This is a genomic window from Roseiflexus castenholzii DSM 13941 (assembly GCF_000017805.1).
In the GTDB taxonomy this organism is placed as follows: Bacteria; Chloroflexota; Chloroflexia; order Chloroflexales; family Roseiflexaceae; genus Roseiflexus; species Roseiflexus castenholzii.
The window spans coordinates 1,355,700-1,377,826 of sequence record NC_009767.1; the positions used below are offsets into that span (position 1 = coordinate 1,355,700).

The following is a 22,127-nucleotide window of genomic DNA, read 5'->3' on the forward strand; positions in this document are numbered from 1 at the left end:
TATCACCTCAGGGATGCCCTGCCTGACGTCAACTGCCGCAACGCCTCGGACAACGCCGCGATATGCGCTTCCGGCAGGCGCACTTCCAGCGTTACGTCCACTGCAAACTCCTCGCGCTCGACTGTGCCGTGGTGTGCGGCGATCAACCGCTGTGTCTGGTCGTAAGCGGCATATGGGATGGTAACCAGGAGCCAGCGGCGGGCGATCTTTTCCGTGCGTGGCAGCGCCGTAAGCACGGCTTTCGCCGCATCGTCATAGGCGCGCACGAGTCCGCCGGTTCCGAGGTCCTGGTCTGCATCAACCGATCGACATCGCTGATCAGGAGTCTTCTGCCGACAATGACGCCACGCGCGTCGATAAAGAAGGACGTGCCGGGCACATGGCAGTCGCGCGCCGTCTGGTCCTGCCATTGCACCACCGGAAAGGCGAAGCCCTGGGTCGCCGCCAGGTGACGGTTTTCCTCGGCTGAGCCATGCGAGATCAGCAGGATGTTCACGTCGGGATGGCGAGCGTGCAGCTGCGCGAGCGCCGGATACATTTGCTGACAGGGCGGGCAGGTGACGGAAGAGAAGACGAGCAGCAACTGCTGCCCGGCGCTATCCTGCAGCGTATAGGTGCGCCCTTCGGCGGTCGAGAGGCGAAAATCGGGCGCAGGCGCCCGTAGCCAGGGGCGTCGGACGGCGCAGGGGCGTGAGCGCGTCCGCCACCTCGCGCTGCACCTGATTCATTCGCCAAAATAACCCAATCGTGACGAGCAAGAGCAGAAGCACGAAGACCATTAGCATTCAAAGCAGTCGATTCGTGCGGGATGGTTGCACATCTCTGGTATTTATAGCGACGCCTCTTGCCATAGGGTGCATATGCTGCAATTACGACGCTTTTCTGGATAATGCGGGCAATATCATTTCTCATTTTTCGCGTAACCCGCCATATGCCGCAAAAGCGTTGTGAACGTCGGTCGGGTTATTTCGAGTCTATCAGCGCCAATATGGGAGTCAAGATGTGGATTTCCACATCTTGACAGACGCTGCGCAGTGTGTTACGTTATTTTTTGCAGCAACGTCGCCTGCGCGCTCGTTACGACATCGCGTATAACCTTCGGGCGAATTTCCGCTTCCCGATCGGCTCAGGGAAGCGTGTTTCAGCCGTGCAGCGAGTAGACCGCGCTCCTCGTGGCAGGCGCTCCGCCGCAGCCTCACAGCCTGCAACCGCTGCTGATGGCGCTGTGCGCGCCTGCCTGAGGAGACGCCGCGCGCCGGCCGATCCACGCCGCAGTTTCCCCCGTCACCTGCTCGCGGCGCCTGCCCGCCGCTTCCCGCACTCATTCAGGAGGTGTGCGATGGATCACCCGTTGACGCTCTTCCTTTTCGACCCGCATGCCCTGGCGACTTCAGCGGTGCGCGCGCGGTTGACCGCCGCGCCGGATCTCGCGCTCCTGGCGGTTGCGCCCGACCTCGCCGCGCTGCCGGACACCGCCGAGCCGCCTGCCCATGCGTTTCTCGTGCTCACCGACTGGCGTGACGGCGCGCCGCTGACGCTTGCGTCCGCCCTACGCGCGCGCTGGCCGCGCCCCGCGCCGGTGATCTGGAGCGCGCAGTCGCATCCGCTGCGCCTGGTCGCGGCGCTCACCGCAGGCGCGGGCGGGTATGTGGACGTAGCGGCTCCGCTGCCCGATCTGCTGACGGTGCTGCGGGTGGCGCAGCGCGGCGGTGCGGCGTGCTGCGCGCCAACCGCGTCTCAGTTGCGCGCGCGGCTGTTCGGGTGTCCGCGCCTCACCGACCGCGAAGCGCAGGTGGCGGCGCTGATCGCCGCCGGGTACGCCAACGCGACGATTGCCGCAACCCTGGGGCTGACCGTGCGCGGCGTCGAAGCGCATGTCCATCGGCTCTGCCGCAAGACCGGAGCGCGCACGCGGGTCGATCTAGCGCGCTGGTGGCTGCTGCGCCCGTGGCTATGCGGGACGGAGGGTGCGGTGACGGAGGGAGCGTGAGGTCAGGGGGCGGGGGCTGGCGCAGTGCGCACCTGCCAGATCCGCCCTAGCGCCAGCGGCACAAGCGCCAGCGCGCTGAACGCGGCGCCGCTCCAGATTGCGACTGACGGCCCGCTCAGCGTCGCCAGCCAGCCGCCAGCGACCAGCCCGACCGGAATGCTAGCCCACCCCAGGACGCGCACAGCGGCGCTCACCCGTCCCAGCAGGTGCAGCGGCGTGATGCTTTGGCGCAGGGTCAGATGGCTCAGGTTGTACAGCACGACTCCTGCGGCCCGCATCAGATACCCGGTGGTGAGCAGTGCCAGCGGCGCCAGCGGCGCCAGCGCCAGCAACGCTAGTCCGAGCGTCTGCAACCCGGCCGCGCCGACAATGACCGGACCCAAGCCCCAGCGTCGCGTCACCTGGCTGGCGAGGGCGGCGGCGATCAGCAACCCGATGTTTCCAATGCTGAAGACCGCGCCAGCCGCCTCCGCTGGCAGCGCTAGCGTGCGCACGATGTAGAACATGAGAATTCCCTCCACCAGCGCCCAGCCGATGCTCAAGCCCAATGTGGCGCCGAGCAGCGTGCGCAGCAACGGTTGACGCCAGAGACTGACCATGCCTTCACGCATCTCCCGGCGTAGCACGTGTGTCACCGATCCCGCGCGGGGCGCCGCGACGAGCGGCGGTTCCGGCTGGCGGATTCCCAGGAGGAGCAGCGCCGACGCCAGATAGCTCAGTGCATCGAACAAGATCGCCACCGGCGCAGTGAAGACGGCGATCAGCGCGCCGGTCAGTCCGGGACCGATGATGCGTGTGCCGGACTGCGCCAGTTCCAGCCCGCTATTGGCGGCGATCAGGTCGTCGCGCGCAACCAGGGTCGGCAGCCGCGCCTGATAGGCCAGGTCGAACAACGTGCTGAACAGCCCGGTGATCAGGACGGTCGCATAGAGATGCCAGAGAGAGAGCCAGCCGGCTAGGTACGTGATGGGAATGGCGGCGACCGCCAGCGCCCGCGCCACATCACACCCAATGAGGAGCGGCTGGCGGCGCATACGGTCCACAATGGCGCCGGCGACCAGTCCAAGCGTAATCATCGGCGCCCATCCGAGCATTGCCAGGATGCTGGTGTCCAGCGGCGAGGCGTCCAGCAGAGTGACGGCAATGAACGGCAGAGCGAGGAAGGTGATCTGCGTCCCCAATTGACTGACCGCCGTGGCGCTCCAGAGAAGGAGAAAATCACGATGACGCCAGATGGATAGTCGTGGTTTGGGCATCGCGGAAGCCATTTCGCCGTACAGCCAGTGCATAGGCAATACGGTGCATTAGAACAAGTTTATGCGTGACGATGTTCGAGGTTGATGCGATACACCGCATTCCAGGAGCGATCACATACGTATGCGGTTTGTCCATTGGGCATAAAGCGGATACAGCTTGGTTCTGCAAATCCTGCAATGAATGGCTCAGCGAAACGTGCATAGCCGCCCGTTTTAGGGATGCGTTTGATCACTCCTGCACCTCGTTCTGTGACGTAGAGATTGCCATCGAGCGGATCAACGGTCATCCCCAACGGCAGCGTTAAGCCCCAGGCATAGCGTGAGGATCGCAATTCATCGAAACTGCCGCCTGTCGTGACGTCGAAAACAGCGCCGAGAGCAGCATGTGCCAAAATCAGTCTATCGTTGAGCAGAACGCCGGACCAGCTCCCGCCACAGCCAAGTAGTGCCGGATAGGGCTCCATCGTTTTTACTACGGGGAAGCCATAGACAAACAAGTCATCAAGCGAGTATCGACTGCCTGGCCTGATCTCCGCCATTCCCACCATAGAATTGTCGGAGAAAGATACAAGTAGTCGACCCTGAAATTCGACGAGGCTATATGGATGTGAAATGCCATCGTACAGGACGTTATCACTTGTCACTTTCCCCGGCTTACTCACATCCACGATTGCTCCAGCGCCCGCGTCTGCAACAAGAATGCGCCCATCACTGATCGGTTGAATACTGCCAGGATACTTCAGATCCCAGGCATAGCGACCGACCGTTGGAATGCGATAGTCGCCAGGTTGCGTGATGTCACGGATCGCACCAGCGCCAAACTCGCTGACTAGTACTCGCAGGTCGGGAGTAATAGCCATATGGCCAGGCAAATTCAAGCCGGTTGCGTGAACCTCGATGTTGGTAATACGATACCCGCCACGATCATAGGAATGCGTGAGAGATGGCGGATCGTCGAGGTCTGGCAGGTGTAAAGATACTCGGTGCATATTCGTTTCCTTTCGTATACTATGAGACTTGCAAGAGGGGCGTGCTGAACGGAGAGAGCGTGTCCAGATATTAGCATTGTCAAAGGCATTGTCAAGATGTGGATTTCCACATATTGACACGCGCTGCATGGTATGGGTATCTTTCCGTGCGTTGTCGTAACCATGTCACAATAGCGCGTCCTGCTGTTGATGATCGCGTTGGAATGCACTTCCGCCTCATTTCAGCGCCGCGTCGTCCGATGTGCCCTGGACCGCTCCTTCCGTTTCCCTTCGGCGCCTGCCCGCCGCTTTCCGCACTCATTCAGGAGGTGTGCGATGGATCACCCGTTGACGCTCTTCCTTTTCGACCCGCATGCCCTGGCGACTTCAGCGGTGCGCGCGCGGTTGACCGCCGCGCCGGATCTCGCGCTCCTGGCGGTTGCGCCCGACCTCGCCGCGCTGCCGGACACCGCCGAGCCGCCTGCCCATGCGTTTCTCGTGCTCACCGACTGGCGTGACGGCGCGCCGCTGACGCTTGCGTCCGCCCTACGCGCGCGCTGGCCGCGCCCCGCGCCGGTGATCTGGAGCGCGCAGTCGCATCCGCTGCGCCTGGTCGCGGCGCTCACCGCAGGCGCGGGCGGGTATGTGGACGTAGCGGCTCCGCTGCCCGATCTGCTGACGGTGCTGCGGGTGGCGCAGCGCGGCGGTGCGGCGTGCTGCGCGCCAACCGCGTCTCATACCAATGACGATTGAAGATGCCGCATGCGTGTCATTCCGAGCCCTTCGCTTCGCTCAGGGTAAACGCAGCGAGGAATCTGCGCGGGTCGCGCACGACCCCCCGCTCTGCTCGGGGTGACAATGCCGGATGTTTACTGGTAATTGGTATCAGTTGCACGCGCGGCTGTTCGGGTGTCCGCACCTCACCGACCGCGAAGCGCAGGTGGCGGCGCTGATCGCCGCCGGGTACGCCAACGCGACGATTGCCGCAACCCTGGGGCTGACCGTGCGCGGCGTCGAAGCGCATGTCCATCGGCTCTGCCGCAAGACCGGAGCGCGCACGCGGGTCGATCTAGCGCGCTGGTGGCTGCTGCGCCCGTGGCTATGCGGGACGGAGGGTGCGGTGACGGAGGGAGCGTGAGGTCAGGGGGCGGTACACACCCAGGATCGATGGTCGTGGTTTGGGCATCACACGCCGTCCGCGTCACTCGTGATGCCGCAGATCTGGGAAGTCGTCTTCCTTGCGGCGCGTGTCTCTGATAAACGCCGGCGCGTGCGCCGGAGTCGGCGGAAACTGTTCCGGGTGCTGACGAACATACTCCTCATCGAAAATGAAGTCGAAGAACAGGACCAGCTCAACGTCCGGGTTGGTCTGTAGCCATGGCTTGAGCGACACTGGGTGGCGTTCCCCGCGATACGGATCCGTGATATACCCTTCATCACCGCCAAGCCACGCGCGTAGCTTTGCCAGACTGAAACCGTGACCGCGCATGTGAGGCGGCACTTCGCGCAGTTCAGCAATGATGGTCCCCGGGATGTCCCGATACGGAAAGTGTGAGAGCAGAGGAATGTACATAGCAACCTCCTTTATTGCTGCGCCCAATTATGGGCAACCGATCTGACGACACACTCGTCCGACATACGACCAGGCTGGGGTTGAGCACAGTGTCCCATCACAGGAATCATAACATGCAAACGTAGCGATCGAGGTCCACGACTTGTCTATACTCTCATAGACTTCAAAGTACGACATGCAATAACAAACCTGTATCGAGCAGCGAACATACGTGGTGCCATCTTCCGACTGCTGAGAGGTGCAACGCTCAGGTGTGCGCACCTGAGCGGGTGCAGACGCAGGTGTGGGTTGTGGTGAAAGGTCCGCCTCCCCCGCAGCCGAGACGAGTGCGTGGTTGCGAAGCGGCGATAATGTCAGCGCACTGCTCGCGGCGCCGAGGAAAGAGAGGAGTCGTCGTCGCACAGGCGATCGCGGACGCTGGACGAGTGCTGCATGGGGCGGAATGGGAGGAACAGAGAATGACGACTGCGCTATTGCACGGCGCACAGCCAGCGCCGCGAGTGCAGCGCCGCGAGTGCAGCGCCGCCTACGGAGACCAGCGCCGTCCACCATATGGGTAATCCCAGCGATAGCCCAGGCGTCCGCGTGGCCAGCATTGTTCCGGCGCCGCTCAACAACAACAGTCCGATGTTGCGCAGCAGGGTGATGCCGCTCACCATGGGTTCGACAGCGCCAAAACAGCCGCACGCGAGCGGCAATCGTCGGGCGTACACCCACGCGATCCAGACTGTAAAGAGCAGCAGCATGCCGGTAACGCTCCCCGTAGTCCACGGCAGTAGCGCAGGCGGACTCGTCAGTAGCGCCAGCGCCAGCCCGATCTCCAGCGCCGGAAGCAGGATCGTCAGCGGAGGAATCACCGCTGCGGGCAAACTGCTGCCGCGTAGCGCTGCAACCAAAGCAGCGGGCCAGCGCGTCTTCGTGTATGCAGCATAGAGCAGGACGATGCTCAATACAGTCTGGCATCCTGCGATAATGATTTCCATCTTGATCGCCTTCCTTTCACTGAATGAATGCAGAGGCGATGTACGGAAAGCGCTGCGATTACGATGCTTTTCATTCGGGCAATATCGCAATTAATGGTACATTTCTTTTGTGGGCACAAACCGCCTTATGCCGCAGAAGCGTTGTGAGCGTCGGTAGGGTGATTTCGAGTCTATCAGCGCCAGGTTTGGGCGTCAAGATGTGGAAATCCACATCTGGTGCGCCGCCACGTGACAGTCACCTTACAATGGTATAATGCCGGGCATGGCGAATGTTCCGGTCGAACCGCGTGCTGCCGCGCAAGCGCAGCGAATGAGGACACACTGGCTACGGATCGCGCCAGGGGCGCTGGCGCTGGCGTTGTTTCTGGCGCTGGCGCTGGGGCGCGGCGTGCTCGGCGCCGTTGCGTCGCCGTTGCAGGGCGCGCTGGCGTTGGCGTTGCTGGCATCGATCATCGTGCAGCCGAGTGCGCTGGCGCGTATGCGTGTCACGCAAACCGCCGCGGCGTTGGCGGGCATCCTGACGGTCGCCTTGCTGCTGCGGGTTTGGGGCTTGCGCTTTGGGTTGCCTTACTTCGAGCACCCCGATGAGTGGGCGGTTGCTGAGGAGGCGCTGCGCATGCTGCGCACCGGTGACTATACCCCCTTTTCGTATACATACCCGACGCTCTATACCTATATGCAGGTCGGCGTGGCTGCCGCGCACTTCATGTGGGGCGCAGGCGCCGGTCTCTACCGCTCCCCTGCCGACATCGACCCGGTACCGTTCTATGTCTGGGCGCGCGCGCTGACGGCGATGCTCGGCGCGGGCGCTGTGGCGCTGACGTTCCTGGCGGGGCGGATGCTCTACGGCAACGCCGCCGGTCTGCTGGCAACCGCGTTGATCGCCGTAATGCCCGCCGTCACCGGCGATTCGCACTATGTGACAACCGATACGCCGGCGATGTTTTTTACGCTGCTGGCATTTCTTGCGATTGCCCGCCTTACCGGTGTTGCAGCAGAGCGCACTCCCTCAGATGATGCGCCTCCCGCTACTGCTCCCCCGATCCTTACGCAGGCTTTCCTGGCAGGCGTCGGCGTTGGTCTGGCGACGGCAACCAAATGGAATGCCGGCTCGCTCGTGATCGCGCTATTGGTCGCTATCGTCTTTGCGGCGCGACGTTCAACGCGCAATGGCCATGCTGATGCTCTCGACGGCGACGTTGCACTGCGACGTCGCAACCTTCAACCCTTAACCGTCAACCTTCTCACCGTTGCTCTTTCCGGTATTTTGTTGGGTTTCACCCTCGGCGTGCCGTTCTGGTTGCGCGATCTGCCGCGCATTCTGACTGACCTTGCCGGAATTATCGCGCATTATCGGTTTGAAGGGCATCCCGGCGCAGAATCGGATCAACCGGCGCTGTTCTACTGGTGGGCATTGACCCGTGAAGGGACGCTGCTGGCATGGGTGTGCCTGGGTGGTGTGGCGCTGGCGTTCCTGCGGCGTAAACCTGCCGATGTGCTCGTGCTCGCCGTCGTGGTTCCTGCGGTGCTGCAACTGACTGGCGTCAAGGTGGTGTTCTTCCGCAATGCCATGCCGCTGCTGCCGTTTCTCTGCATCCTGGCGGCGGCGCTGGTTGTCGTTGCCGTCGAATGGGTGACTGAGCGACCTGGAGAAACAGGGGATCGACTGACAGGCGGGCGGGCGTCTGTTGCGTTCATGCGACGGCTGGCGGGCAACCGCACGGTGCTGCTGCTGGCGGCAACCGTCTTGCTGGCGGCAGAACCGCTGGCGCAGGCGATCCACGATGAGGCGCTGCGCGCCCGCCCGACGACGCGCATACTGGCGGGGGAATGGCTGGAAACGCGCGCGCAGGATGGTGAGCGCATCTGGCTGGAGGATAATACGCTCATCCTTGTACCGCGTTTGCGCGCTGTTGGCGGCGAACCGGCGGTACATCACGACCTGGCCTGGTACCGCGAGCAGGGCATTCGTTTTGTAGTGGTACACCTCGACCGCGAGACAGGCGCAGCGGCGCTGGCAGCCTTCGGTGAACCGGCGGCGCGGTTTCTGCGCGCTGGCGAGCGTCATGGTCCCGAACTGGCGATTTTCGACACTGGTGCACCGGATGCTGCTGCTGAACCGCGCACGCCGTCGGGAGCGACGCTCGGCGCAGGCGCGATTGTGCTGGAGGGATACCGCCATCCGGGGCGCGCGCAGGCAGGCGGGGTGTTGTCGCTGGCGCTCTTCTGGCGCGCGATGCGCCCGCCGCCGCTGGATTATACCGTGTATGTGCACCTGGTTGATGAAGCGGGTGCGAAAGTCGCGCAGCGCGACGTGCCGCCGCTCGAAGGACGCCGCCCGACCAGTCGCTGGATGCCTGGCGATCGTGTGCGCGATGATCAGGACCTCTTTATTCCTGAAACCGTTCCGCCCGGAACATACCGCCTGTTGACAGGCATGTATGACGCTGCAACCATGACGCCGATCAACGATGCGGGACCGATCGATCTGGGGGTGGTTGTGGTTGAACGTTGAACAACTTTTCCAGGCGCATAGCCAGGCCAGGCGTCACACCAATGACGCTTGACGATGCCGCCTTCGTGTCATTCCGAGCCCTTCGCTTCGCTCAGGGTAAACGCAGCGAGGAATCTGACCGAGCGCAGCGCGGAATCTGAGCCGCACGACCCCTCGCGCGGCTCGGGGTGACCATGCCGGATTGACGATGCCGCCTTCGTGTCATTCCGAGCGCAGCGAGGAATCTGACCGAGCGCAGCCAGGAATCTGGGCGGGTCGCGCACGACCCCTCACGCTGCTCGGGGTGACCATGCCGGATGGTCACAGGGAATTGGTATCACACAACGTCGGCCATGGCAGATGTCGCTGATCCTGGACTGTGCTCTGTGGCGCCGTCTGGAAATCAGGGTCGGCGTCAAACCATGCGACTCAAGAATGTCCTGGCGGATTTCGCCAGGATGCACAGTAAAAGGTGCGGTGCGGCTTGAGCGTACTGTACTATCTATTCTGTTTTGTCCTCAAAGATGGCATACTCCACCGGCATAACGAAACCAAGCGGATAGGGCACGCCGTAGACATGGTTGCCCGCAGCGTCGAATGTGTACGAATGGATGTCGATCTGCCGCCCGCGCTCATCTTCCAGCACAACGTTGCACTCCCAACTATCGTCGCGGGGAATTTCGCGGAACCCCTGCGCTGCCAGAAGCGCACGCACCAGCGGCGCGTCTTTGTGCTGAATGGCGATATCCAGATCAGCATGCGGTCGGGTCTGCTGTCCAAGCAGAGCATCAACCGCCCATCCGCCATCGACGTGAACCTCAATACCGTGGTGCTCGAAGACACGCAGAATCTCTATGACATCCTGCGCCTTCATTTCCGAGGCTGGCGAAGACAGGGAACTCTCTGAGTCGTTCATGGCGTTTGCCATGATACCATACCGCATCGATGAGCGACGCAACCCGATTGCCGGGACCAGAGCGGAGTGCTCGACACGCGGAAGGTCCGAATATGAACTGTCGAGCAGACGGCGAACGCGGCCGATCAAGCCGTCTCCGCTTCCACGTCCGCAGGAACGAGGAGCGACCCTGGCGAGTGTGATAGCCTGAGCCGATACGACAACAGCGCTACAACGATCAGCACAAACATCGAGCCTCCTTCGTGTTCCTTCGCGACCTTCGTGGAAGGAATGGAAACATCCACGAAGACGCACGAAGGCGCATGTCGAGCCTTTCCTCGCTCAACTGTGCCCGACAATCGGGTGGGGCAGGTACGGCTCTTCCATGTATGCAATCTCTTCAGCGCTCAACTCGATGGACATTGCTTCGACCGCCTTGCCAAAGCTCATGCAGCCGAGGCAGATGCGTGAGACATCCAGACCGGTGTTTCCAAGTTTGACGTAGTCCATGTCAACCCTCCCTGGCATCAGTCTCCGCTATGTGCGGCATCATTCTGAGCGTCGTCGCCCGCGTCTCAAGAGTCACCATTGGCGTCACATACGGCGAGCGGCCGTATGTGGCACGATAGACGACGTCAATTTGATCGTTGATCACAGGATCGGTCTCTTCGACGAAGACGACATCCTTTTCCACGCCGCCGGTCCAAATACGACCTTCATGGATTGCCTGCGCGGCGCGGAACCAGGCGCCGGTGCGCCCGCGATAGGAGCGCACGTAGAGGTTGTCGTTGACACGCACCGCCCAGACGGGCAACGGTTTGCGCAGCGCGCCGTTACGCTGCCGGGGTGCAATCGCCAGCTCTTCTGCGTTGCCGATCTTGTCGAGTTCTTCGTATGTCCATAAGGGCATGGATTTTCTCCGTATTCCGTATCCCGGAAGCCCTCTAAGTGGGCCGTTTTGCTTCGCCCAACCATTTCACCACTTTCGGGTCACGATGGTCAAAGAAGGCGCTGGTTTTCGTGTCCAGCGTGGCGATGGCCGCAATGTCCTCCGGGCTGAGATCGAAATCGAACACGTTGAAGTTTTCCTCGATGCGTTCCCTGCGCACCGATTTCGGAAGCGCCACAATCCGGCGCTGGATCAGCCAGCGCAGAATGACCTGCGCAACGGTTTTGCGATGCTTCTCCGCAATCGAGCGCAGCGCCTCGTTCTGGAAGATGTTGTTTCGTCCCTCGGCAAAGGGACCCCACGCCTCCAGTTGCACCTGGTGTTCTTCCAGGAAAGCCTGGGTCTCGATCTGCTGGTGGAACGGATGACACTCGATCTGATTCACCGCCGGAACCACGTCGTTATGCACGATCAGGTCCATCAGCCGGTCGGGGTGGAAGTTGCTGACCCCAATGGCGCGGATGCGGTCTTCCCGATACAACTCCTCCATGGCACGCCAGGCGCCATATACATCGCCGTAGGGCTGGTGGATCAGATACAGATCGAGGTACTCCAGTTGCAGCCGCTGCATTGAGCGTTCAAACGCCCGCCTGGTTTGTTCGTAGCCGGCGTCCTGGATCCAGAGCTTGGTCGTCACGAAAATGTCTTCGCGCGGCACGCCGCTGCGCCGAATGGCAGCGCCGACAGCCGCCTCATTGCCATACGACGCCGCAGTATCGATCAACCGATAGCCTGTCTCCAATGCGTCCAGTACGCAGCGCTGGCATTCTGCGGGATCGGTGATTTGAAAGACGCCGAATCCCAGGATCGGCATCTCGACACCGTTGTTCAATGTGACTGTCGGGATAGTCGACATTCTCGCGCTCCTTTTCGGTATCCGATCGTCGTGTTTGATCGCAAGACTCTGACAAAACCTCATTCAGGCAGCCATCTCGCGCGAGGCGCTCACGCCCAATCCTTCTGGCGCTTTGTACCTCGATCAGAGCGAGTTCGGCGTCGATCGTGTGCGAGTGTCCGCTGGCAGAACGAGATCGGTAAATCGAACTGCGAGACGTATTGCCTTCATAGTTCTATCCTGATAGGCTCAGGCGGAATGAGGCAGGTGATTTGCATCTTTGAATAATCCTGCCAGCGTTGCGGCAATCTGATTGGACAGGCAGCTTGTCTTGATAAGTCGTCAGCTGATTTGCAGCTACATCGATGGAGACGGATAACGAAAATGAACTTGTGACTCCTTCCTGGAACGGAAGAAATTAAGAATGACAGAAAAGAGTTTCCGCCACAACGCCTGTCAAATCCGCGGTTTCCGACCGATATTCTTAACCTTGGTACTGCTCATCGCTCACGTGTTCCATCCACTCAACGAATTGACCGTCGAGCGCTTCCTGGATGGCGATGTGAGTCACCGCCGTGGTTGGCGATGCGCCGTGCCAGTGTTTCTCGCCCGGCTCGAACCAGACCACATCACCCGCCCGTATCTCTTCCACCGGTCCGCCCCAGCGTTGCGCGCGACCGCAGCCGGACGTCACAATCAGAATCTGCCCCAGCGGGTGGGTGTGCCAGGCGGTGCGGGCGCCCGGCTCGAAGGTGACGCTGACGCAGCGCACGCGCGCTGGATCCGGCGCCAGGAACAATGGATCGAAGCGCACTGTGCCGGTAAAATATTCGTCTGAGCCTTTACTGGAAGGCTGCGATCCATTTCGGATGATCCGCATGGCTGTCTCCTTGCTCAGCAACCGGTCATTTCCCGCAACTGCTGCGGGTAGCAATCGCCCACGACGTGAAGCTGTGAAAGCGCCGCGTTGATCGCTTGCAGATCTTGGGGCGTCAGTTCAACATTCACGGCGCCGAGATTCTCTTGCAAACGCTCCAGACTGCGCGCGCACAGTGTTCGTTTGTGCATTATCGTCGCCTCCTGACGGCTGATACATGTTTGCTTCGAAGCGAGTATCTGTGGGAAGTGTACACGCCATCGGGGGAGAGGTGATAGAATAATCATCGCTACAAGATTGGACGATTCTGCACATTCTGAGTCCAGGCGAAGCAAAGGAGATTCCATGCAGCAGATTGCCGATCGCCAGGCGGAGCGGCGCGCGCGCGAGGCGCAGTCTCATCGGGAGGAGTTAGTCGAGCGCATTGCGCGGGCGATTCGTCAGGATGGGGAGATCGAGCCATTGCCGGGGCTTCATTTCTTCCGCCTTTCCGCCACGCGCGGGCTGGTGCACAGCGTGAGTCGCCCCGCCTTTTGCATCATCGCCCAGGGGAGCAAGGAACTCTTTCTTGGCGACCGCCACTACCGCTACGACCCCTATCACTACCTGCTTGTCACTGTCGATCTGCCTGGCGTCAGTCGCGTGCTGGAGGTGTCGCCGACGCGCCCCTACCTCAGCCTGCGCATCGACCTGTCGCCGGCGCTGGTTGGCGCAGTCATGGCGGAGAGTGGGTACACCGCCCCACCGAGCGTCGCCAGAGTTGGCGCGGTGGATGTCAGTTTGCTGGATGGGGAGTTGCTCGATGCTGTCGTGCGGTTGGTGCGGCTCACCGAGGCGCCTGCCGCTGACGTACAGGCGCTCAAGCCGCTGATTGTGCGAGAAATCGTCTATCGTCTGCTGGTGGGCGATCAGGGCGCGCGGTTGCGCCATCTGGCGGGTGTGGGAGGCTCCATCTCCCACATTGCGCGCGCCGTAGAGTGCATCCGGCGGAACTTCCACCAGCCTCTGCGCATCGAGCAACTGGCGCGCGAGGCGGGCATGAGCGTCTCTGGCTTTCACCACTATTTCAAAGCCGTCACCGGCATGACGCCGCTGCAATTTCAGAAGCAACTGCGCCTGCACGAAGCGCGACGACTCATGATTGGGGAAAACCTGCCCGCGATCGACGCCGCCTACCGCGTCGGCTACCAGGACGCCTCCCATTTTAACCGGGAGTACAAACGGCTCTTCGGTGCGCCGCCGCTGCGCGATGTGCAACGGCTGCGCGACGCAATGGCGTGAATGCTGACAGGAGGCATAATGCGACGCATCCGCTACCAGGTGGTCTGTAGCCTGGATGGCTACATTGCCAGCCCGAACGGTGAAGCAGACTGGGTCCCCAACGAGCCGGACATCGATTTCGCAGCGCTCTTCGCCCAATTCGACACGCTGCTCATGGGTCGTAAAACATACGAAGCGCTGTCGTTGGACGATCCCGCCTACGGGCATCTCTTTGCCGATAAAGAGATCATCGTGTTTTCTCGCACCCTGCGATTCCAGGAGCATTCGCGCGCCACGATCGTCGCCGAACTGACGTTGAACTATGTGGATCAGTTGCGCAGGCAACCGGGCAGAGACATCTGGCTGTTCGGCGGGGGTGAACTGTTTCGCGCACTGCTGGAATTGGAGCGCGTGGATACGGTGGAACTGGCGATAGCGCCTGTTCTGTTGGACGGCGGCGCGCCTTTTTTACCCTCTCCCACAGTGCGACGGCGCCTGAACCTCATTGATCAACGGCGCTGCGAGAAGTCGGGGATTGTGTTGTTGAACTATGCAGTGGAGTCCTGACGACACAACACAACAGCGGCAGCGATAGTCTCATCCCTGTACTTGCAACAACTCGCAGTCGATGCCCGGCACTTCAGCGTTGCGAGCCAATCGTTGGTCTGCTGTTAGTAGCGCGCTTTCCGACGCTCAGTAATGACCGTTTCGCTCAAGCCTTCGCCTCGCAGCGCAATGCTGGCGCGAAACTCAGTCAGAGCGGGGAATTGAGGACATGGGCGCACTGGCGGCATCAACCGCGCCACAGCTTTTTCCTGCCGGATGACGATGATTTCTTCACCCGCCTCCACGCGCGCAATATATTCTGCCAGTTGTTTCCGCAGTTCTTTGATGTTGACTTCGAGCATTCCCTGCCTTCTGCTTTGGATACTCAGCCAGCATCTCATGGTGTACATTCGTAGCGGAAACCATGGGATGGCGAGGCACAAGCACCGGGAGGGTATTCAGTCCAACGACGCCGATGGATGAATAGAATTTGGGCGCACAGCCGCGCGCCCATGCAAATGCTTCCCTCCGTGATAGGCAACCGGCGCGCCAGCAGCGTGCGGCGAGGCGTCCCCGGTGCGCGGGCGCGCCCCTACAAATGTTTCCACGGGCAATATGCAACGTGCAACGACCACCCCTAACCCCTAACCCTACCCCCTACCGCCGCACCAGGTCGGTAGCGACCGGAAGGGTGAAGGAGAAGGTGCTCCCCCTGTTGAGTTTGCTCTCCGCCCAGATACGCCCACCGTGTAGTTCGACGAGCGCCTTGGCGATGGACAAACCGAGACCCGTCCCGCCGATGCGACGGGTGTTGCCATTATCGACGCGGTAGAAGCGTTCCCAGATGCGTGGCAGGTCTTCAGGAGCGATGCCGATCCCCTGGTCGCTGATCGCAACCAGGACAAACTGCCCCTTCGGATGGTCGGGCGGAAGGTCGGCGTGTTCGGTGACCGTGAGCCGGATTTCGCCGCCGTTCGGCGAGTATTTCACCGCGTTCGTAATCAGATTGACCAGCACCTGCCGGACCTTGTCGCGGTCGGCGTAGACCGGCGGCAGATATGGTGGAATATCGATCAGCATCGTGTGTTTGCCGCTGATCTGGTTGCTGAGGTGCGCCGTCAGATCGCTGATGATCTGGCGCAGCGACACCGCCCAACGATCGAGGCGCACATTTCCGGCTTCCAACCGCGTGACTCCCAACAGATCCTCGACGATCTGATACAGGTGGTTCGCCTCGTTGTACACCGTCTTAACGAACTCGCGCTGTTCACCAGGGGTGAAATCGCGCGCCAACAGCAACTCGGTGTACCCCATGATCGACGTGAGCGGTGTGCGCAGTTCGTGCGACACGATCGACAGAAATTCGCTCTTCAGGCGATCCGCCTCACGTTCGCGCGTCACATCGCTGACAATCCAGAGCCTGCCGGTCAACGATCCGAAACTATCGCGCGTGGGCGCCGAAAGGAGCATCACCTCCTGATGCGGGTTGTTCAGCCGCACCAATAACGACTGAACCTCAGTGGGCGAACGTTGACCCTCGGCGCATAGTTCTGTCAGCGCCAGCGGATCACGCATGCGGGGCAGCAACAGCGGCACAAGATCAAGGGGAATATAGAACGGATCGCGCATCGCGTCGGGAGTCAATCCCCAGATCATCAGCCACGCCGGGTTGTGGCGCAACACGCGCCCCTGCTGATCCATCAGCACCAATCCATTCGGCATACTGGCGAAGACCTGACCGAGATGGGCGCTGGTTTCGAGCAACTGCTGATAGTGCAGCGCGCGACGCAGCGGATTGACCGCCAGATGACACAGTGCATCGACGAACGCCACCTCGCTCTCGCCAAATGCCACCGAGCGCGGGCTATCGAGGAGGAGCACGGCGAGCGGCGGATCGGCGCCGATTGGCGCAGCCAGTTCCGCGCGCACTTCTGGGGCGAACGCGCGATAATCCGGGTCACGTGATACATCCCGCAGGAGCGTGGCTCGCCCGGTGCGCGCCACTTTGCCGGCGACGCCAACCTCCCAACTCCAGCGCCGTCGCGCTTCACCGAAGGCGTCGCGGTTGAGCGGATCGCCGCCATACCCTTCGTATGCATGCAGCACCAGTTCCCCCCGTTCGCGATCGACCAGAGCGATGGCGCCCGCCTCTGCGCCGGTTGCATCAAGCGCCCAGCGCAGCAGAAAGGTCAGCAGTTCACCTAGGGCAAGCGGCGCTTCAAGTTCGGCGCGCACCATCTCGATGACGCGCTGCTGCCGCTCCGTCAACGCTCGCGTGTCGCCATCCCCGCGCCCCGCAGCAATTGTGGCTGCCAGCAGCGGCGTCAGCGCGTGGATCAGCGCCTGTTCTTCGTTGCCAACATGCATCTCGCTGCCGCGCAGTTCGAGTACGCCCCACAGCCGTCCATCCCAGACAATCGGCGCGCCATAGTGGACGATGTCGTGGCGGGCGGCGCTCTGCAAAGTGGCGCCGCGCTCGATGACTTCGCGCAGAATGTCATCACTCCAGGGAATGCTCCAACCATTTGGAGCGTACCACTGCTCGCCGGTTGCCGCAGCAACCGGCTCGTGCCGCCACCAGGTGATGCGCGCGTCGTGGAATGCAATCGCCTGGCGCAGCAGATCGAACAACCCGATCAGGCGCGCAGTCAGCGGTTGCTCGCCGGCCAGCAGGCGCGCAGCGCTCAGAATGAGAGGAAGAGCCGGGGTTGTGCGCGAGAGTGCGTACATCGTCTTGAACCGTATCCCTTTGACGTGTATTGTAGCGCCTCGATGCGCATTGTCAATCGCTGTGCGCGATTTTTGGCTTGACATCAACAGAGCGACGTGTTACCATTTCGCGCAATCGCTATGTTTCTTAACCAAAAGTAACCGGTGTTCTCCATAGCGCATCCAGGCAGATGAGGCAATGGATCGCAATTGGTGTCCGCTTATCTCCAGCGAATCGTGGCTATTCCTGCGAACGCCTTTGCGGGAATGTTGTCCGCAAAAGGGACTCCTGCCTTGATGCACGTCGTCTTTGCCGGTCATCTGGCAACACCATTAATGATCCCTGTTCAGCAAAGGAGGTGGTTGATCGAGTCAAACCTTAGTTTGAGGAACTGCTCGCAGGTTCCTGACAGATGGTTCCGCTGTTCTCTATTGGAAGACCGCAGAAAGGAGCGTTCTTTCCATGAAGATTCTCGACAGGAAACTTGCGCTGGCGATGCTGCTGGCGTTGATAGTTCCAATTCTGGCAGCCTGTGGCGGCGGCGCGGCACAGGCGCCGGTCCGCGAAACGGTCGTGGTGACCGCCGAGCCAATCCGCGAAACCGTGGTGGTCCGCGAGACGGTGGTGGCGGAAGCTCCTACGGCGGCGCCAGCAGGGGCATTCACCACACCGCACCCGATTCTTGGCGACGTGCGCGTGCGTCAGGCGATTGCCTACTGCACCAACCGACCGGAACTGATCCAGTCGGTCTATAGCTACCTGACGCCGGAGCAGCAGCAGGGGCTGCTGATGGACACCAACCTGCCCAAGACGCACTGGGCGGCGGCGAGCGAGGCGGACGGCATCGTGACCTATCCGTTTGACCCGGAGAAAGGCAAGGCGCTGCTCGATGAGGCGGGCTGGAAATTGGCAGAGGGCGCGACTGTGCGCTCGAAAGATGGCGTGCCGCTGTCGCTCGAGTTCACGACGACCAACGCACAGTTCCGTATCACCTGGGCGACGGTGCTGGAAAAACAGTTGCTGACCAACTGCGGCATCCAGATCATCCGCAAGCACGCCCCGGCATCCTGGTGGTTTGGTGGCGCCTCCGGTCTGCGTCGGCGCGATTTTGAGCTTGGCGCGTTCGCATGGGTCGGCGAAGCGGATCCGGGCGGCCGCACGCTCTATGCCTGCGACCAGATTCCGCTGCCAGAAAACAACTGGAATGGCCAGAACTACATGGGTTGGTGCAATGAGACCGCCAGCAAGGCGATCACTGCAGCCAACAATACGCTGAACCGCGAGGAGCGCATCAAGAACTACAAGGCGTTCCAGGTTGAGTTCACGAAGGATATGGTCAGCCTGCCGTTGTTCCAGCGCCTGGAGGCGTATGCCTGGAATAAGGCGCTGAAGGGGTTGAAGCCTGACCCGACCGAGTATATCACGGCCAACGCCTACGAGTGGGAGCGCAGCGATAATGGCGACACCATTATTCTGGGTTTCACCCAGGAGCCGGCTTCGATGTTTACGCTGGTCGAGAGCGCGGCGGTGCAGCGCCAGGCGGCGCAACTCGTCGAGGGCGTGTTGACGACCCAGTATAGCTACGACTTCCAGGCGGTGCTGCAGGATGGTCTCTCCACCATTGAGAGCGGCAAGGCGAAGAATGAGGTCGTTGAGGTCAAAGAAGGCGATAAGGTCTGGGATGTCACCGGCGCCGCAGTCGAACTCAAGCCGGGAGTGGAAGTCGTCAACTCCGATGGCGAGACGGTCAAGTATGAGAGCGGCACGGTCAAGATGAACCAGCTCACCGTCACCTACGACCTCATCAAGGGGATCAAGTGGTCCGACGGCGAGCCGCTGAAGAAGGCGGACCTGGAACTGGCGGTGAAGATTGTCTGCGATCCTGAGTCGGGCAACGTCAGTCTTACCTTCTGCGAGTCGCACGACAATGCCAACGGTGTCACCTTCAACAGCGACACCAGCTACACGATTAAGTTCCTACCCGGTGTCCAGTGGCCAATCTACTTCACGGCGCCGTATGGCGGCTACCCCTCGCATGTGACCATTTCGGACGGGCGGAAGCTGGCGGATGTGCCGGCCAAGGAGTGGGCGACGCTGCCGGAGGTTGCTGAGTTGCCGCTGGGGTATGGTCCCTACATTCTGAAGGAGTGGAACAAGGGCCAGAATATGAAGTTCGAGGCGAACCCGAACTTCGTCCTCGGCGCTCCGAAGGTCAAGAATATCGTGATCCAGTTCTATGCCGACACCAACGCTGCCGTGGCGGCGCTGCTGACCGGTGAGGTCGATATTCTGGAGAAGGCGACGCTCGGCGCCGGTCCTGAGGTGGAGACGGTGCTCAAGGCGGCGGCGGAGGGCAAGATTGAAGCCAAGACCGATGCCAGCCCAACCTGGGAGCACATGGATATGAACCTGTTTGTCCGGTAGTCGGTCTGGCAGTTCCGTGCGCGTGCGGGGACCAACCCGGCACGCGCATTTCGTATATAATTAAGAGCATAATATTGTTCTTTCAGGAATGATGGCATGACGGCGTATCTTGTTCGACGCTTGATCCAGATGGTGATTGTCACTGTCCTTTCGGCGATGCTCGGCTATTCGTTGTTGTACCTTGCGCCGGGAGGACCATTGTTGTTTTTGCAGCAGATGCAGAACACCGGGCAGCGCCGGGTGACAGAAGAAGATATTGCGCGCCTGAAAGCGCGGTATGAACTTGACCTCTATTTGCCCATCCGCTTTACCCGCTGGCTGATCGGCTTCCCCGCCGGTCCAATCCAGGTCGGCGGCGTGAACCTGATCTCGCCGGATACAGTGGTTGGGTGCGCTATCCCCGGTCAGGTGCGCCTGCGTTACCCCGATGGCACGGTCGAAATCCGGGAAGAAGGGTGTGTGCGTGATGTGACCCTGGCAGACCTGGCCGAGCGCCGCACTAGCCGCGGTATTCTGTTCGGCGATTTCGGGTTATCGCAGCAGATCGCGCGCGACCGTCCGATCAGCGATCTGTTGATGACCCGCTTGCCCTACACGATCCAGTTGATGGGCGTCTCGACGCTGCTGGCGATTCTGATCGGTGTGCCGATCGGCATCTATTCGGCGGTGCGCCAGTATTCACGCTTCGACTATGCAATGACCGGTATTACGTTCGTTGGCTCGTCGCTGCCGACTCTCTTCATGGGTGTGATGGCGATTCTGATCTTTTCGGTGCTGGCAAAGGACGCCGGGTTGCCGTACCTGCCATCCGGCGGTGCGCAGGGTATTCGTAACTACGATATTCCCTGGATTGGCACGGTGCAGGCCGGTTCGACGCTGGATCGCACCCTGCGCTTTATCATGCCGTGCGCGGTGTTGACTTTCTTCAATATCGCCGCCTGGAGCCGTTTCATTCGCTCCAGTATGCTCGAAGTGCTGCGGCAGGATTATGTGCGCACAGCGCGCGCCAAAGGCGTGCGGGAACGCGCGGTGATTACCAAGCACGCGCTGCGCAATGCGCTGATCCCGTTTGTGACCCTGCTTGCGGGTGTGTTGCCGACGCTGGTGGCCGGCGCGGCGATTACCGAATCGGTGTTCAACTGGCCCGGCATGGGGCGATTGCTGGTCGATGCGCTGGGACGTAGCGACTACACGGTGGCAATGGCGATCCTGTTCATCAGTACAGTTCTGGTGTTGATCGGATATCTCATCTCCGATATTCTGTACACGGTCGTCGATCCGCGCATCCGTCTCGCGTGAGGAGCGTAACGCATGGCTACCACGACATCGACACCGGCGGCGCCTGGCGCTATCGAGCGATTGCGACCGCGATCCGAAGGGCAGTGGGCGGTTGTCTTTCGCCGGTTTCGTCGCCACCGTCTGGCAATGGCGAGCCTCGCCATTCTGATCCTTATCTTTACTGCGTCGATCCTGGCGCCATGGATCGCTCCCTTCCCACGTGACGATATCGGGCTGAACCGCACCCGTCTGCCGCCGATGAGCGCCGATCCGGCGACCGGGCAGATCCATATCCTCGGCACCGACCATCTGGGACGCGATTTCTTCACCCGCGTGATCTATGCGGCGCGTGTGTCGCTCATGGTGGCGATTTCGGTGACGACCCTGGTAGCGATCATCGGCACGACCCTGGGTTTGCTGGCAGGGTTCTTTGGCGGTTGGGTCGATAATACGATTAGTCGTGTGATGGAGTTCGTGGCAACAATCCCGGACCTGCCAATTCTGCTGATCCTCAGCGCAATTATGATCCAGAATGCCGATCTGATCGTCCTGCCTTCCTGGATCATCGGTCCGGTTGCGTGGATTATGGCGGTGCCGAACCGCGAGGCGACGCAGGTGGCGCTGCTGATCCTGGTGCTCGCGTCGCTCGGTTGGGTTGGTGTGGCGCGCCTGATGCGCGGCATGGTGCTTCAGGTCCGCGAAATGCAGTATATCGAGTCGGCGCGCGCGCTTGGCGGCTCGAATGCCTGGATTCTGCTTAAGCACGTCTTTCCGAATGCCTTCCCGCCGCTGATTGTGGCGTTTACCCTTGGTCTCAACGGTGCGCTGGTCAGCGAGGTGGCCATCAGTTTCCTCGGCTTCGGCGTGCAGGACCCGACGCCAACCTGGGGTAATATGATGGGTTTTGCCACCAGTTATATGTTCAATCACCCCTGGATGCCGCTCATTCCTGGGTTGCCGATCTTTCTCTGTTCGCTGGCGTTCAATTTTATTGGCGATGGGTTGCGTGATGCGCTTGATCCGCGCTTGAAACTGTAAGAGAATAGAACGAGACGTGACGACTTCATCTGTTCCGGCTGCGGCAGCCGC

General features: G+C 61.1%; 22 protein-coding genes and 1 pseudogene. 9 read left to right on the forward strand and 14 right to left on the reverse strand.

Features of this window, described 5'->3' with window-relative positions:
* Positions 1–2: 2 nt before the first annotated feature.
* Entirely contained in the window at positions 3–266 is a 264-nt protein-coding gene (locus tag RCAS_RS25870) for a DUF1949 domain-containing protein (protein WP_049768796.1), read from the reverse strand.
* A gap of 83 nt (positions 267–349) precedes the next feature.
* A pseudogene (locus RCAS_RS26440) lies at positions 350–724 on the reverse strand (TlpA family protein disulfide reductase); the annotation flags it as partial.
* 615 nt (positions 725–1,339) lie between these two features.
* Here RCAS_RS26440 and RCAS_RS23225 point away from each other — a divergent pair.
* Positions 1,340–1,990, forward strand: a complete 651-nt coding sequence (locus RCAS_RS23225; protein ID WP_012119572.1) for a LuxR family transcriptional regulator — start codon at positions 1,340–1,342, stop codon at positions 1,988–1,990.
* A 2-nt stretch (positions 1,991–1,992) separates the two neighbouring features.
* Here the strand turns inward: RCAS_RS23225 and RCAS_RS05310 are convergent, their stop codons facing one another.
* Together RCAS_RS05310 and RCAS_RS05315 are read right to left on the reverse strand one after the other, a co-directional pair.
* Positions 1,993–3,279, reverse strand: a complete 1,287-nt coding sequence (locus RCAS_RS05310) for an MFS transporter (protein ID WP_012119573.1) — start codon at positions 3,277–3,279, stop codon at positions 1,993–1,995.
* Between the two features lie 26 nt (positions 3,280–3,305).
* Positions 3,306–4,235: an NHL repeat-containing protein gene (locus RCAS_RS05315; RefSeq protein WP_012119574.1), complete on the reverse strand. Its 930-nt coding sequence runs from the start codon at positions 4,233–4,235 to the stop codon at positions 3,306–3,308.
* Positions 4,236–4,550: 315 nt separating this feature from the next.
* Here RCAS_RS05315 and RCAS_RS05320 point away from each other — a divergent pair, with 315 nt between their 5' ends.
* Positions 4,551–4,967, forward strand: a complete 417-nt coding sequence (locus RCAS_RS05320; RefSeq protein WP_012119575.1) for a response regulator — start codon at positions 4,551–4,553, stop codon at positions 4,965–4,967.
* A gap of 112 nt (positions 4,968–5,079) precedes the next feature.
* On the forward strand, positions 5,080–5,352 hold the full coding sequence (locus tag RCAS_RS05325; RefSeq protein WP_012119576.1) for a helix-turn-helix domain-containing protein: 273 nt from the start codon (positions 5,080–5,082) through the stop codon (positions 5,350–5,352).
* 63 nt (positions 5,353–5,415) lie between these two features.
* Here the strand turns inward: RCAS_RS05325 and RCAS_RS05330 are convergent, their stop codons facing one another.
* Together RCAS_RS05330 and RCAS_RS05335 are read right to left on the reverse strand one after the other, a co-directional pair.
* The gene (locus tag RCAS_RS05330) at positions 5,416–5,787 is read right to left on the reverse strand and encodes a hypothetical protein (RefSeq protein ID WP_012119577.1); all 372 of its coding nucleotides are present in this window, start codon (positions 5,785–5,787) and stop codon (positions 5,416–5,418) included.
* Positions 5,788–6,257: 470 nt separating this feature from the next.
* The gene (locus RCAS_RS05335) at positions 6,258–6,770 is read right to left on the reverse strand and encodes a MauE/DoxX family redox-associated membrane protein (protein WP_012119578.1); all 513 of its coding nucleotides are present in this window, start codon (positions 6,768–6,770) and stop codon (positions 6,258–6,260) included.
* A gap of 262 nt (positions 6,771–7,032) precedes the next feature.
* Between RCAS_RS05335 and RCAS_RS05340 the strand changes: the two genes are divergently transcribed.
* Complete coding sequence (locus RCAS_RS05340) at positions 7,033–9,285, forward strand: phospholipid carrier-dependent glycosyltransferase (RefSeq protein WP_232280181.1); 2,253 nt, start codon at positions 7,033–7,035, stop codon at positions 9,283–9,285.
* 481 nt (positions 9,286–9,766) lie between these two features.
* Here RCAS_RS05340 and RCAS_RS23230 read toward each other — a convergent pair whose 3' ends face one another.
* The 6 genes from RCAS_RS23230 to RCAS_RS24915 form a co-directional block, all read right to left on the reverse strand.
* A complete protein-coding gene (locus RCAS_RS23230; RefSeq protein ID WP_049768797.1) occupies positions 9,767–10,309 on the reverse strand; it encodes a nucleotidyltransferase domain-containing protein in 543 nt (180 codons plus the stop codon).
* A 192-nt stretch (positions 10,310–10,501) separates the two neighbouring features.
* The gene (locus RCAS_RS25540) at positions 10,502–10,669 is read right to left on the reverse strand and encodes a hypothetical protein (protein ID WP_198136006.1); all 168 of its coding nucleotides are present in this window, start codon (positions 10,667–10,669) and stop codon (positions 10,502–10,504) included.
* Between the two features lies 1 nt (position 10,670).
* Entirely contained in the window at positions 10,671–11,069 is a 399-nt protein-coding gene (locus RCAS_RS05350; RefSeq protein ID WP_012119582.1) for a DUF2255 family protein, read from the reverse strand.
* A 34-nt stretch (positions 11,070–11,103) separates the two neighbouring features.
* On the reverse strand, positions 11,104–11,964 hold the full coding sequence (locus tag RCAS_RS05355; RefSeq protein ID WP_012119583.1) for an aldo/keto reductase: 861 nt from the start codon (positions 11,962–11,964) through the stop codon (positions 11,104–11,106).
* 463 nt (positions 11,965–12,427) lie between these two features.
* Entirely contained in the window at positions 12,428–12,823 is a 396-nt protein-coding gene (locus RCAS_RS05360) for a (R)-mandelonitrile lyase (RefSeq protein WP_012119584.1), read from the reverse strand.
* Positions 12,824–12,837: 14 nt separating this feature from the next.
* Positions 12,838–13,011, reverse strand: a complete 174-nt coding sequence (locus RCAS_RS24915; protein WP_198136007.1) for a hypothetical protein — start codon at positions 13,009–13,011, stop codon at positions 12,838–12,840.
* Positions 13,012–13,165: 154 nt separating this feature from the next.
* On the opposite strand from RCAS_RS24915, the gene RCAS_RS05365 reads away from it, so the two are divergent.
* Positions 13,166–14,101 (forward strand): AraC family transcriptional regulator, encoded by a 936-nt coding sequence (locus RCAS_RS05365; RefSeq protein WP_012119585.1) that lies wholly within the window; start codon positions 13,166–13,168, stop codon positions 14,099–14,101.
* A gap of 18 nt (positions 14,102–14,119) precedes the next feature.
* The gene (locus tag RCAS_RS05370; RefSeq protein ID WP_012119586.1) at positions 14,120–14,647 is read left to right on the forward strand and encodes a dihydrofolate reductase family protein; all 528 of its coding nucleotides are present in this window, start codon (positions 14,120–14,122) and stop codon (positions 14,645–14,647) included.
* A 104-nt stretch (positions 14,648–14,751) separates the two neighbouring features.
* Here the strand turns inward: RCAS_RS05370 and RCAS_RS05375 are convergent, their stop codons facing one another.
* Together RCAS_RS05375 and RCAS_RS05380 are read right to left on the reverse strand one after the other, a co-directional pair.
* On the reverse strand, positions 14,752–14,988 hold the full coding sequence (locus RCAS_RS05375; protein ID WP_041330258.1) for a type II toxin-antitoxin system Phd/YefM family antitoxin: 237 nt from the start codon (positions 14,986–14,988) through the stop codon (positions 14,752–14,754).
* A 295-nt stretch (positions 14,989–15,283) separates the two neighbouring features.
* Positions 15,284–17,356, reverse strand: coding sequence for a sensor histidine kinase (locus tag RCAS_RS05380; protein WP_041330259.1), 2,073 nt, complete (start codon positions 17,354–17,356; stop codon positions 15,284–15,286).
* Between the two features lie 442 nt (positions 17,357–17,798).
* On the opposite strand from RCAS_RS05380, the gene RCAS_RS05385 reads away from it, so the two are divergent.
* The 3 genes from RCAS_RS05385 to RCAS_RS05395 all read left to right on the forward strand — a co-directional run bounded on the left by RCAS_RS05385 (position 17,799) and on the right by RCAS_RS05395 (position 22,076).
* Complete coding sequence (locus RCAS_RS05385; protein WP_012119589.1) at positions 17,799–19,760, forward strand: ABC transporter substrate-binding protein; 1,962 nt, start codon at positions 17,799–17,801, stop codon at positions 19,758–19,760.
* 96 nt (positions 19,761–19,856) lie between these two features.
* Positions 19,857–21,059 carry an ABC transporter permease gene (locus RCAS_RS05390; protein WP_012119590.1) on the forward strand — a complete coding sequence of 401 codons (1,203 nt, stop codon included), beginning with the start codon at positions 19,857–19,859 and terminating at the stop codon, positions 21,057–21,059.
* A 12-nt stretch (positions 21,060–21,071) separates the two neighbouring features.
* Entirely contained in the window at positions 21,072–22,076 is a 1,005-nt protein-coding gene (locus RCAS_RS05395) for an ABC transporter permease (protein ID WP_012119591.1), read from the forward strand.
* The last annotated feature ends 51 nt before the right edge of the window (positions 22,077–22,127 follow it).

Coding starts and splice junctions, on each gene's coding strand:
- RCAS_RS23225 (WP_012119572.1), top strand. CDS start 1,340: ATGGATCACCCGTTGACGCTCTTCCTTTTCGACCCGCATGCCCTGGCG.
- RCAS_RS05310 (WP_012119573.1), bottom strand. CDS start 3,279: ATGCACTGGCTGTACGGCGAAATGGCTTCCGCGATGCCCAAACCACGA.
- RCAS_RS05315 (WP_012119574.1), bottom strand. CDS start 4,235: ATGCACCGAGTATCTTTACACCTGCCAGACCTCGACGATCCGCCATCT.
- RCAS_RS05320 (WP_012119575.1), top strand. CDS start 4,551: ATGGATCACCCGTTGACGCTCTTCCTTTTCGACCCGCATGCCCTGGCG.
- RCAS_RS05325 (WP_012119576.1), top strand. CDS start 5,080: ATGTTTACTGGTAATTGGTATCAGTTGCACGCGCGGCTGTTCGGGTGT.
- RCAS_RS05330 (WP_012119577.1), bottom strand. CDS start 5,787: ATGTACATTCCTCTGCTCTCACACTTTCCGTATCGGGACATCCCGGGG.
- RCAS_RS05335 (WP_012119578.1), bottom strand. CDS start 6,770: ATGGAAATCATTATCGCAGGATGCCAGACTGTATTGAGCATCGTCCTG.
- RCAS_RS05340 (WP_232280181.1), top strand. CDS start 7,033: ATGGCGAATGTTCCGGTCGAACCGCGTGCTGCCGCGCAAGCGCAGCGA.
- RCAS_RS25540 (WP_198136006.1), bottom strand. CDS start 10,669: ATGGACTACGTCAAACTTGGAAACACCGGTCTGGATGTCTCACGCATC.
- RCAS_RS05350 (WP_012119582.1), bottom strand. CDS start 11,069: ATGCCCTTATGGACATACGAAGAACTCGACAAGATCGGCAACGCAGAA.
- RCAS_RS05355 (WP_012119583.1), bottom strand. CDS start 11,964: ATGTCGACTATCCCGACAGTCACATTGAACAACGGTGTCGAGATGCCG.
- RCAS_RS05360 (WP_012119584.1), bottom strand. CDS start 12,823: ATGCGGATCATCCGAAATGGATCGCAGCCTTCCAGTAAAGGCTCAGAC.
- RCAS_RS24915 (WP_198136007.1), bottom strand. CDS start 13,011: ATGCACAAACGAACACTGTGCGCGCGCAGTCTGGAGCGTTTGCAAGAG.
- RCAS_RS05365 (WP_012119585.1), top strand. CDS start 13,166: ATGCAGCAGATTGCCGATCGCCAGGCGGAGCGGCGCGCGCGCGAGGCG.
- RCAS_RS05370 (WP_012119586.1), top strand. CDS start 14,120: ATGCGACGCATCCGCTACCAGGTGGTCTGTAGCCTGGATGGCTACATT.
- RCAS_RS05375 (WP_041330258.1), bottom strand. CDS start 14,988: ATGCTCGAAGTCAACATCAAAGAACTGCGGAAACAACTGGCAGAATAT.
- RCAS_RS05380 (WP_041330259.1), bottom strand. CDS start 17,356: ATGTACGCACTCTCGCGCACAACCCCGGCTCTTCCTCTCATTCTGAGC.
- RCAS_RS05385 (WP_012119589.1), top strand. CDS start 17,799: ATGAAGATTCTCGACAGGAAACTTGCGCTGGCGATGCTGCTGGCGTTG.
- RCAS_RS05390 (WP_012119590.1), top strand. CDS start 19,857: ATGACGGCGTATCTTGTTCGACGCTTGATCCAGATGGTGATTGTCACT.
- RCAS_RS05395 (WP_012119591.1), top strand. CDS start 21,072: ATGGCTACCACGACATCGACACCGGCGGCGCCTGGCGCTATCGAGCGA.